Annotated in this window: 7 protein-coding genes; 2 read left to right on the top strand and 5 right to left on the bottom strand. The window is 71.5% G+C overall.

Annotation, left to right across the window (positions count from 1 at the left end; all coding sequences use genetic code 11):
- Positions 1–224 precede the first annotated feature (224 nt).
- Both I6A60_RS39135 and I6A60_RS39130 read right to left on the bottom strand, forming a co-directional pair.
- Positions 225–1,043: a 1-acyl-sn-glycerol-3-phosphate acyltransferase gene (locus I6A60_RS39135; RefSeq protein WP_203025357.1), complete on the bottom strand. Its 819-nt coding sequence runs from the start codon at positions 1,041–1,043 to the stop codon at positions 225–227.
- An 80-nt stretch (positions 1,044–1,123) separates the two neighbouring features.
- Positions 1,124–2,866, bottom strand: a complete 1,743-nt coding sequence (locus tag I6A60_RS39130) for a CocE/NonD family hydrolase (protein ID WP_238437177.1) — start codon at positions 2,864–2,866, stop codon at positions 1,124–1,126.
- 828 nt (positions 2,867–3,694) lie between these two features.
- On the opposite strand from I6A60_RS39130, the gene I6A60_RS39125 reads away from it, so the two are divergent.
- Positions 3,695–4,531, top strand: coding sequence for a LuxR C-terminal-related transcriptional regulator (locus I6A60_RS39125; protein WP_203025356.1), 837 nt, complete (start codon positions 3,695–3,697; stop codon positions 4,529–4,531).
- A 222-nt stretch (positions 4,532–4,753) separates the two neighbouring features.
- Positions 4,754–7,330, top strand: coding sequence for an MMPL family transporter (locus I6A60_RS39120; protein ID WP_203025355.1), 2,577 nt, complete (start codon positions 4,754–4,756; stop codon positions 7,328–7,330).
- Between the two features lie 36 nt (positions 7,331–7,366).
- On the opposite strand, the gene I6A60_RS39115 is transcribed toward I6A60_RS39120, so the two are convergent.
- From I6A60_RS39115 to I6A60_RS39105, 3 genes are all read right to left on the bottom strand, one after another.
- Positions 7,367–8,623, bottom strand: a complete 1,257-nt coding sequence (locus tag I6A60_RS39115) for a cytochrome P450 (protein ID WP_238437179.1) — start codon at positions 8,621–8,623, stop codon at positions 7,367–7,369.
- A gap of 95 nt (positions 8,624–8,718) precedes the next feature.
- Positions 8,719–11,028, bottom strand: coding sequence for an MMPL family transporter (locus I6A60_RS39110; protein WP_307874098.1), 2,310 nt, complete (start codon positions 11,026–11,028; stop codon positions 8,719–8,721).
- Positions 11,029–11,272: 244 nt separating this feature from the next.
- Complete coding sequence (locus I6A60_RS39105) at positions 11,273–11,479, bottom strand: hypothetical protein (protein WP_203025352.1); 207 nt, start codon at positions 11,477–11,479, stop codon at positions 11,273–11,275.
- Positions 11,480–11,577: the final 98 nt, after the last annotated feature.

Below are 11,577 nucleotides of genomic sequence, written 5' to 3'. Positions count from 1 at the left end.
CCCCCCCGCGGCCCCCCCCCCCCCCCCCGCGCCCGCCCCCGCCCCCCCCCCCCCCCCCCCCCCCGCGCCCCCCACGTTCGTGCGAGCGGGCCCGTCGCGAGCGCAGGCGCCGCCGGGTCAGGCTCCAGCAGGGGCGGCACCTTCTTTACCCAACCCGTGCCACGACCGGTGTGGGCCGGCCGGGCCAGGTGGTGAATCGGTGCCGCCCCTGACTGGTGGCGGGACTACCGCCTCTTGGCGAGGCCTAGTTTTGCCTTGACCTGCTGGGCGTATTGGTCGACATACGGCTGGTCCGAGAGCGCTCCGATCGCCTTCATGATCTCGTCGGTGCGGGCTCGGTACTGGCGGAGGTCCGGCGGGTCGCCGTAGGCGTCCAGGTCGAGTGGCGGCCCGATGCGGACCTCGACGCGGCCTCGACGCGGCAGTCGCCGGCCGGGGGGTAGCACCCGGACCGTGTCGATCATCGCTACCGGTATCACCGGCGCCGGAGCCGTCGCGGCGACGCGGGCGACACCGGTCTTGCCGCGGTAGAGCCGGCCGTCGGGCGAGCGGGTGCCCTCGGGGTAGATCCCGACCAGCTCACCCTGCCGGAGCAGGTCGATCGCCTGCCGGATGCCCTCGGACGCACGCCTCTCGTTGTTGCGATCAATCGAGATCTGACCGGAAGCGGTGAAGAAGGCGCGCTTGAGGCCACCTCGGAAGCCAGGTGTCGTGAAGTATTCGCTCTTGGCGAGGAAGGTGACGCGGCGCCGCAGCACGAGAGCCAGGAAAAGCGAGTCCAGGAAGGACAGATGATTGCTGGCCAGGATCGCTCCCCCGTGCGGGGGTATGTTGTGCAGGCCGTAGACTCGCGGCCTGCCCAGGAACCTCAGAACAGGGCCGATCAGGATTCTCAGGAGCCGATAGACGATCCGGTAACGGATCCCGTCGCGGGACAGGCCGGCATCTTCGGTCGGCGCTAAGGGAAGTCGGTCCGCCGTGCCACTAGGCCGAACTTCGTGTGCTCTGCCTTCCATCCTGTCGGTCGGCTGGTCGGTTGGCATTCTGTTGTCTCCTCATCTCGGATCCCCCTCCAGGACGATTCGTGGAACCCTGTTCGCGTGGCGCCTCCGAGCGCGCGGGCTCAGCCGAGCGGCACGGTCAGCTGGGACGGTTCGCCGTCCGGTGACCCGAACGCGACGGTCCCGCCGGCGCCGTCCAGGTCGTAGTAGAGGTCGTCCTTGGTGTCGATGACCAGCGACAGGCGGTGCCCGATTGCCACGTCACGCGCGACCGGATCGAAGGTGAGCGTCGCGGTCAGCGCGGTGCCGGGCTTGGCGTCGAGATAGGTGTAGACAGCCTTGCTGATCAGCGTCGAACTGCCCGTAGGACCGGTGTCGTAGAGATAGCCGACCACGGTGCCCGTGGCGAGATTCGGGGTGATGTTGAGCCGCATCGTGGGAATTCCGCGTATCCGCTGCGGCCAGAAGTTCGGGGCGGCCTGCCAGACGGCGCCGTCACGCCGGTCGACCGTTTCGAGTCGCAGCGCCGGTGGCAGGTGCGTGATGCCCTGAAGCGCCTTGGTAATCAGAATCGTTCCCGCGTTCGCGGTGGTGTCCGTGCCGGACCGGATCGTGGTCGACCAGGCTCCCGTGGCGGCCGTCGGCGACAGCTCACCGGTTCCGAGGAAGGCGGGGCCGAGGCGCAGGGTGCTGGTGGACCCGGTGACGGCGGCCCAGTTCGGATAGGTCTCCACTGCTCCGCCGTCGGTCGTCAGCTGGACGGGTGCCGGCGCGGCGGCCGTCGCCCCGGGCGAGCCGGGACGCAGGTAGCGGTCGAACCAGTCCCAGGCCGCGGACCAGACCGTGTTCGGCAGCCCGAGGACGCCGCCGATCTCGTTGGTGCCGTGGTCACCGGGGGCGAGCCGGAGTGTCTTGGGCCCGGTCAGCGCGGTGAAGAAGTCGATCTGCGGGTTCGGCGAGAAGTAGTTGTCGCCATACGCGGCCGCCATGAAGATCGCGGGGTGGTGGTCGTTGACCGCGTCGAGATAGCTGCCCGCGCCGCGGATCCTCGCCCAGGCGAGCACGGCCGGCATGTTCCGGAAGGCGGCGTAGTCGTCGAGGAAGGTGGTGAACTCGGTGCCGCTGCGGCCGCCGGTGAGCTGCTGGGTCGTGGTCAGGAGGTTCACCGCGGCCTTGTGGCGGGTGTTCGCGGCGTAGAGCGAGTACCCGAAGTCCGTCCATCCGCTCAGCGAGCCGACGGCCTTGATCCTCGGGTCGGCGGCGGCCGCGAGCAGCGCGATCCCCGCGCCGTAGGACAGGCCGGCGACGCCGATGCGCCGCGGGTCCGCCGGGGTGTGTCCGAGCGCCCAGGTGATGACGTCGGAGACGTCCGAGACATCGAGGGGGCCCGCGACGTCGACGGTCCCGCCCGAGCCGAAGAATCCCCGGGTGTTGTAGGTGACCACGACGTAGCCACGCTTGGACAACGCCTCGGCCTCGGACTCGAACGTCGTGTCCTGAAATCCCCAGGCGGCGGGGATGACCGCGAGCGGATGAGCACCGGAACCCGGCGGCGTGACGACGTTGCCGGTCAGGGCTGTGCCGTCCCGGGCGGTGATCTTCAGTGGGGCGGGCGTCCCGCTTGGGGTCACGGGGGTCTGCGTGGGGGCCCGCGGCGAGCTGGCTTCGGATGGGCCGGCAGCCGGGTCCACGACCGGCGACCTCTCGGAAGCCGGCGCGGTCTGGCTGGAGGCGGCATCGTCGCCGAGCTGTGCGCCGGCGGTGGGGCCACAGGCCGCGACCGCCGCCGTCGCGGCCAGCAGGACGAGCGCCGTCCGCCAGCGGCCGGCCGAGCCCTCTTTCCCAAACATCGGGTGAAACAGCATGACTCGCGAAGCTAGGACATCGGCATATACCCGCATTACCCCGGAATAGGGGCAAATCTGGCCGAATTGGTGCAGATACTCCGTTCGCGGCAGGGCGGACGGCGGTCAGGCGACCTGGTTGACCTCGACACCACGCGACCGGCGGGCGCCATCTCGCGCCGGGGTGGCGCCGGGGTGGCGCCGGTCCCGGCGGCACGGTGCCCCACCTCGTGGATCTTCCACGAGGTGGGCCGAGGGTCCGGCCAGAGTGCTCCGCATACCAATTGTTATTCTACTCCGCCCACTTTCCGGACCACCGGGGCAGCGGCGGGCAGGAACGCCGACGGCCCGCTCGGACTGAATGCGCGAACGCTTGCTGTGAAGCATCGGCGAATCCCACCCTTTCGGGGGTTTCAGTTGCCCTGGACCCGGCCCCGGCCGTACCCTGACCGGCGGGAGGCGTTGATCAGATTCATTCGAGAATGGCCTGGTCGCGCGACTTCGGACACCTGGCTTCGGGCGCACGGTTGGCGTCCGTCTGGCGCACGAAGTAGCCGCCCATTCGAACAGGTAAAGACTGCTGTTGACAATCTCGCGGACACCGTCGGCAAAAGTCGGCGACCGCCCGCATGGCCACTGGGGCCGGCCGTGCGGGTCGCCTTCTGTCCAGGCGGTTTCCGCGAGACCTGGTATGTGCGTGCGGGCGGGTTCTGGCGACCGTCCGCGCTGAGGCGAGCCCATCGGCCGGCGATGCCGGGCGGAACGCAGTCTCGTTCCGCCCGGAACCAGCGCTCCGGCCGCCGATATCCCGCGTCACGATCGCGGCGGGATGGTCGAGGAGGACCAGTTATGCCAGAGCCATGCGCCGACAACGTCGCCGACGAGTTCCTCACGAAGGTCGCGGCCCGGCTCCGGGACCGCACCGGCGCCGATCTCACCCTTGCCGGACAGGTGCATCCGCGGACCAAGACGCTGACCATCCGCAGCGTCGACGGCGCGCGGACCGACGCCTGCCTGGGCATGACCGTGCCAGCCGGGCGGGGCACCGGCGGGCGGGTCGTCACGCTCGGCCGGCACGTGCTGGCCGACTATGGCGGCGCACCGGTCGAGGGTTTCCGCGCCCGGCGGCGGTCCAGCTGCCAGGAGCAGGTCCGCTCCGTGCTCGCCATGCCGCTACGGCTGGACGGCCGCGTGCTGTACGTCCTGTACCTGGCGGGACGGTCTGACAAGCCGATCGGCACCACGACGACCAGATCCGCGCTGTCGTTCGTCCGGCAGCTGGAGTCCTTCGTGGCCCAGGCCGCGCGGGCGCACAGGATCGACGCGCCGCGGCGGTGGCAGGTCGACGAAGGGGCGCTCATGCGGATCGACAGCGAGCTGGTGGCGCTGTCCCTGGAGATGGCCACGCCGGAGGCCAGGACGCGGATCGCCGCCATCCGCGACCTGATCGAGAGCAGCGTGCTCGAGGCGGTGCCGGGGCCGCAGGAGGCTCACGCCCTCACTCAGCGCGAGCTGGAAGTACTCGGGCTGGTCGCCGAAGGGCTGTCCAACGCGGAGGCCGCGCAGCGTCTCGTCGTCAGCCCGGAGACCGTCAAGGCCTACCTGCGCAGCATTCGCAGCAAGCTCGGAGTCAACAACAGGACCGCAGCCGTCACGGTGGCCCGGCGGTCCGGGCTGCTCCAGTGACCTCGCCGCGTTTCGCGATAAACGGAGAAAACACTCTATAACCGGCAAATAGGAAAAGTCCCTCGAACGGGGGTACCGAGCGCGGATTGGCGTCCCTAGTTTGGGCTGATGCCGGAGTTACCCCTGGCAACCTCGCGCAGGTCTGCCCCACCACGAGTACGAGCGACAGGCGCCGATCTCCGGCCTCGGCGGGACCCTGCCGCCGAGCAGCCACGTTCGCAGGTGCCCTCGCCGCGCCCCTCCGTGTTCGACCTGCTGGCCGATCTGGCGATCACCCGCGGGCGGCGCGTGCTGGGAGTGGCGGCGCTGCTGGGCGTGCTCGCCATGCCCTGGGCCGCCGGCGTGTTCGGCGGCCTGGGGACGGGTGGCCTCTACGCGCCGAACAGCTCGGCGGCACGGGCCGAGCGGCTGCTGGACGACGACTTCCCCGGCGCGCCGCCGAACATCGCCGTCGAGATCGTCGCGAGGTCCTCGATCGACGAGGCGACGCCCGCCGGACTGGGCCGGGAACTGTCCGAACAACTGGCCCATGAACCGGGCGTCGCCGGACTCGTCTCGTACTGGACCACCGCCGGCGCGAAACCGCTGCTGCGGGCCAAGGACGGCGACTCCGGGCTGATCCTGTTCCGCCTCGGCGGCAGCGAGGACGAGATCCAGCGCCGGCTGTCCCAGCTCCACGACAAGTACGCCTACACGGGACCGGGAGTTCAGGTCCGTTTCGGCGGTGCCCCGGCCGTGCTGCGCGATGTGACCGAGCACAGCCGCCGGGACCTGCAACGGGCGGAGCTGGTCACCGCGCCGCTGGTCTTTCTCGTGCTGCTCGCCGCCTTCGGCGGAGTCGTGCCGGCGATGCTGCCCATTCTGGTGGGGGGCAGCACCGTCGTCGCGAGCCTGGCGCTGCTGCGCCTGATGGCCCGGCTGACCTACATCTCGGTCTTCTCGATCAACCTGATCACGGCGCTCGGCTTCGCGCTCGCGGTTGACTACAGCCTGTTCATCCTCAGACGGTTCCGCGAGGAGCGCGACCGCGGCCAGCCGGACGCCCTGGCACTGCGGACGAGCCTGCGTACCGCTGGTCGCACCGTGCTGTTCTCCGGACTCACGGTCGCGTTGTCGCTGACCGGTGCGCTCCTGCTCCCGCTGCCCTACCTGCGGTCCTATGCGTACGCCGGTGTCGGCGTCGTCCTGGCGTCCGAGCTCGCGGCGCTGCTGTTGCTGCCCGCGGCCATCATGCTGCTCGGGCGCCGCCTCGACCGCGGGCGGCGCCGAGCCACCGGCGGCACCGGCTGGGCCACCGGCGAGCAGGGCGGCGCGCACCGCCCGCGGTTCGGCGGCGGGCCCGCGGGCGGCAGCGCCGGCGCGCGCTGGTCGGCACTCGCCGAGAAGGTGATGGCCCGGCCGGTTCTCGTCGCGTGCGCCGCGATCGGATTCATGCTCCTGCTGGCGGCGCCGACCCTTCACCTGAAGGTCGCCCTCGCCGACGACACGATTCTTCCGGCGACGGCGGAGTCCCACGAGGTCGCCGACGCGCTGCGCACCGAGTACCCGGTCTGCCTTCCCTGCCAGATACCGATCGTCGTCCCGGGCGTCGACGCGCGCGAGAAACCGGTCGCGGACCGGCTCGCCGCGTACGCCCGGGCGTTGTCGACCGTGCCCGGCGTGGCCCGGGTCGACACCGCGTCGGGCAGCTACGCCGCCGGGAGCCAGATCGCCCCGGCGCCACCCGACGGCGGCGCCTTCCTCGGATCCCACGGCGGGGCGTGGCTGTCGCTGTGGCCCTCGGACCCCGAACCCGTGTCAGACTCGGCCCGCGACATGGTGCGGCTCGTCTGGGCGTTACCCGCCCCCTACTCCGTCGACGTCGGCGGGCTGGCACCCCATCTGCTCGAGTCCAGGGACGCCGTCGTGCACAGCCTGCCGGGCGCCGTCGCCGTGGTCGTGGCCGCCACGTTCGTCCTGCTGTTCCTGTTCACCGGAAGCGTGCTGCTGCCGTTGAAAGCGCTCGCGCTGAACGCCCTCAACATGGCGGCGGTGCTGGGCACAATGGTCCTGATCTTCCAGGACGGGCACCTGCGCTGGCTGTTCGGCGACTTCGAGGTCTCCGGCACGATCGAGCTGACCACCCCGGTCCTCATCTTCTGCATCGCGTTCGGGCTCAGCATGGACTACGAGGTCTTCCTCCTGGCCCGCATCCGGGAGGAGTACCTGCGCGGCGGCGACAACCGGGCGGCCGTCGCCCGTGGGCTCGGTGCCACCGGGCCGATGCTCAGCTATGCGGGACTCGCCGTCATCGTCGTCATGGTCGGGGTGGCGACGTCCCAGATCAGCATCGTCACGATGGTCGGCGTCGGGATGGCCCTCGCCGTGTTCCTGGACATCACCATCGTGCGCGCGCTCCTCGTGCCGGCGATCATGGCGCTGGCCGGCGGTCTCAACTGGTGGGCACCGGCGCCGCTTCGACGGCTCCATGCCCGCTTCGGGGCGCGGGAGGACTCGGGGCAGGCACCCGCCATGGTCGACGCTCAGCCGCCGCGGGCCGTCGTCGCGCGGCCACGGCCCAGGTCCGTGCGAGCCCCGAGCCTCTGGGCGGTGCCGCCCGGCCAGGCCAGCGGCGGGTGGCCCGTCGTCGAGTCAAGGACGACGGTCCCGATCCGGCATGGCCAGCGGCGGTACCTGCGCCTTCTGGGGCGAGCGGACGACTCCTGCCATCCGGCCACCCGGTTCGACAACGGCACGCTCCCCTGCGCCGACCGGGAGCACGAGGCGGGTGCCGCGTCGGAGGTCGGCCGGTGGCAGTGAGCGCGGCGGGCAGTGAGCGCGGGCCGCAGCGAGCGCTCAGGGCCCCGGCGGGGTGAAGACGACCGGGAGATCGACCAGGCTGCGCAGCCACAGCGACGGACGCCAGAGGAGCCGCTCGATCGGTAGCGCGAGCTCGACGTCGGGAAGGCGATCGAGCAGGACCTGGACCGCCGTCTCCGCGATGGCCTCACCGATCTCCTGACCTGCCAGCGGGCACCGATGCTCGCCGTAGCCGTACGCCAGGTGCGCCTGGTTGCGATGGATGATCTCCATGCCCGGGCGGATCTTCGGGTCCGTGTTGGCCGCCGCGATGCTCAACAGCAGGAGATCCCCCGCCTCGAGGAAGTACCGCCCGAGCACCCGCCGCCCCACCGCCCACCGGCCGGTGAGGGTCGCCCCGGGCGGGTCCTCCCAGAGCACCTCGGCCATGGCCTCGCCGACGCTGCGCCGCCCACCGAGGATCGTCGTCGCGAACCGGGAATCACCGAGCATCAGGCGCAGCGTGTTGCCGATCCAGGCGGACGTGGCCTGGTGCACGATCGCGAAGACGGTCTGCAGCTCCTCCAGCAGCTCACCGTCACCCAGGCCCACCGGGTGCGCGACCAGCCGCGAGAGCACGTCGAACCGCGGACGTTCGCGCCGGGCACTCACCTGCGCCTGCAGTCCGGCGCGCAGGCGCAGGTTCGCCGCGACGGCGTCCGGGCCACCGTTGACGACGACGGCGAGGTCGGCCACGATCGCCGCGCTGTCCGCGGGCGGGATGCCGAGCAGCGCGGTCGTCACCCGCAGGGGAAGCAGCTCGGCGTACTCGGCGATCAGGTCGCCCCTGCCTCGGTCGGCAAACGCGTCGATCAGCGCGTCGGCGACCCGTTCGCTGGCCGTCCGCAGCTCGAACGGGTCGACCGCGCCCAGCCCGTCGGCCAGCACGGACACCCTGCGGTGGTGTTCGTCCCCGGTGAGGAACCACACGGTGTTCCGCTTCGTGATCATCGGGATCAGCGGCCAGTCCGCCGGAATCAGGTCCCAGCTGTTCCAGGCGGCCGAGTCCCGGGTGTAGTGCGCCGGATTCTCGAGAACCTGGCCGAACTCCCGGTAGTCGAGCACCAGCCACGCCGGGACGGCACCATCGACGAGAACCGGCGCCACCGGTCCGTGCTCCGACCGTAATCGCCAGTAGACCGCCGCCGGGTCGCGATGGAACTCCTCGCCATACAGCCGCACCGCGCCACCGGCATGCGCCGGATATCGCCGCGCCCACTCCGAAGCGAGTTCCCCCTCCGACAGACCAATCATCGTCAAACCGGCTCCTCACCTCGTCCGCCACGAACTGGTCCCATGTGCTACCAGCTCGCCGACCAGGTGTCGCGGCCGGGTGGCCGCGGGGCCGCCTACTCGCTCCGGGAGATCCGGATCGGCACGGTCACCCGCTCGACGCCGTCGCGCACGGCGGTCGCCGGGGTCGGCGGCCCGCCGACCAGCGACTGCGTCCAGTCGAGCTCCGCCACCGACCGGCGCCGGTCGGGCGTGCCAACCCGTTCTCCTCCGACGGCGGCCACCGACCGCCGGTCGAGCAGGTGCAGGAGGGCGGGCAGCAGGGTCGCCCGCAGCAGGAAAGCGTCGATGGCGACGCCGGCCGCGAGGCCGCAGCCGACCACCTTCATCATCCGGGCCGGCTGCGCGGCGACCGCCGCGAACAGGAACAGCATTACGAGGTTCATGGTGAGCATGACGTGGCCGACGTCCGCGTGGCCGAGCCGGACGGGCCCGGTGGCGCCACGGCGACCACGAGCCCTTCCCTTCGAGTCGCGCGGGCCGGCGGGCTCCAGAAGCCGGACCAGCAGGCTGAAGTTCAGCCCGGGGAGCAGGCCGAACACGGCGACCAGGACGATCACCAGCAGCGACGGTTCGACCGGTCCGGTGGCGAGTCCGAGCGCGCGGGTGACCAGGCTGGTCTGGAACAGCAGGGCGAGAACGCCGGCCGCCGCGAGAATCGACAGCGCGCTCGCCAGCGCGAGGGCGGCGGCCAGCGTCGACGATCTCAGCATCAGGTACGCGCAGCCCAGCAACGCCAGCAGGACGATCGCGAGGAACCCGGTCGTCGCGCCCTGGAAGCTCGCCGCCATGTCGGCGAACAGGGCGGTGGACCCGCCGACGTAGGCCCGCGAGCCGGTCCCGGCCAGCGCCCGCGGGATCACCTGCTCGCGCAGCCGGCTCAACAGGGCGGTGGCGGCCGGCGAGCGCGGCCCGACCGTCGGGAAGACGCGGATCATGGCTACGCCCGCCTTGGCGTTGTTCACGTTCACCGCCGCCCGCTCGACCCCGGGAGTCCTGCCGAGCGCGGCGACGAGTGCGTCCGGGGAGACGGCCGTAGCGGCGGGGCCGAGCTCGACGGCGACGATCATCGGCCCGTTCAGCCCGGGAAAGAAGTCGGCGCTGAGCAGGTCGTAGGCGCGCCGGGTGGTCGATGAGGTCGATTCGGCGCCGTCGTCGGCGCCGCCGAGCTTGAGGGTCACCGCCGGCGCGGCGAGCACCACCAGCAGCAGGCCCGCGGCGCAGGCCGCGACCAGGGGCCGGCGGTGCACCAGGCCGGCCCACCTCGCCCGCAGCCCGGGCGGATGGCTCAGGCCGCGTCCGCTGCTGGTCAGGTGCTGGCGTTCCGTCCAGCCGAGCAGCCGTGGGCCGCAGATCGCCAACAGGGCCGGCAGCAGGGTCAGGATCACCAGCCCGGTCGCCGTCCCCGCGGCGGCCGAGCCCAGCGCGACGCCGCTGAAGAACGGAAGTCCCAGTGCCACGACCGCGTCCATCGCGAGCGTGACGCACAGGCCGCCACACGCGATCGCGAAGCCGGTCTGCGCGGCGGCCCGCGTCACCGCCTCCAGGGGTGCCGCCCCCTCGCGCAGGCCGCTCTGGGCCCGGTGCACGACGACCACCGTGCCGCCCAGGCTGGTCCCGGCCGCGACGACGGCGGCGAGCAGCGGCGCGTAGAGGGTCATCGTCGTCACGTGCGAGAGCAGCGCGACGACAGCCAGCGCGGTCGCGGTGGCCACCGCGGTGGTCACCGCGCAGACGACGACCGCGCCGCGGGAACGGAGGGTGGCCGCGAGCAGCAGCAGAGCGGCCAGGAGCGCGACGAGGATCGGCCACGGCGAGATGGCGGTGGCGTTGACCGCGGCCGCGTCCGGGCCGGCGACCTCGACCTGAAGGCTGGGCCCGTCGTAGGAACGCGCCGCGGAGACCAGTCGCTGCGCCGTGGCTCGGTCGGGGTGCAGCGCCGAGCCCTTCACGATCACCGACGCGACCGCGGTGCGCCGGTTCGCGCTCACCGGGTCGACACCGAGGACGACCGCGCCGGCCGGGCTGAACGGATCGACGACGCCGGCGACCCGCGGCACCTTCCCGAGCTGCGCCACCAGAGCGGTGATCTGCGCCCGCACCAGCGGGTCGTCGACCGTTCCGTGGCGGGCGTGCAGCACCACCGTGTCGGTATCCGGTATCTCGGTCCCGCCCAGGGCGCGGCTGACGAGGTCGAGCGCATGCGCGGAGTCGCTGCCCGCGACGGCGACGTCGGTGTTGAAACGGGCGCCGTGCCCACGCACCAGGACCACGAGCATTACCAGGCAGATGGCCCACTGGCCGACGACCACCCAGTGATGCCGGGCGCATAACGCCGCGAGAAGAACGCGCCCGGTGGAGGTCACTCTGCTCTTTCGCCGCATTCGCGACAAACTAGCCGAACGGTGGGCTTCAGGCCAAGGAGGCCGCGCCCACGCCCGGCCGGACTACCCCGTTCGGGGGTAACCGGGCCGCCGGCCAACACGTGGACACCCCCGTCAGGGGTAGACGTTCTCCCGCTTTGAGCAGCGGAATGATTCACTCCGGGAGCACCACGGGCAGCACGTCCCAGTACCCCCGTTGGGGGGTAGCCCCGGCCGCTTGCCCATCCTAGCTTGTGACAAATACCCCCTTTTCGCGAACACGGAGCTGACGACGACCGGCAATGAGCCCGATGACGACCGCCTCCTGCGCCGCGCGGTCCTCGAACTGCATTCCCGGCTGGGCGCCGATATCTCGTATGGCGGTCTGGTGGATCCCCGATCCGGCCACCTGACAATCCGGTTCCTGCAGGGAAACCGCACCGACCGGCTGCACGGGCTGCTCGTCCCCCCTGGTGCAATACCGCTAATTTAAGCGGCTCGGATGATGTTGATATCTGGCGGGTTCGGGTATGTCATGCAGGTGTCCGTCCG

This window comes from Frankia sp. AgB1.9 (assembly GCF_016786355.1).
GTDB lineage: Bacteria > Actinomycetota > Actinomycetes > Frankiales > Frankiaceae > Pseudofrankia.
This window is presented reverse-complemented; position numbering and strand designations above follow the sequence as displayed.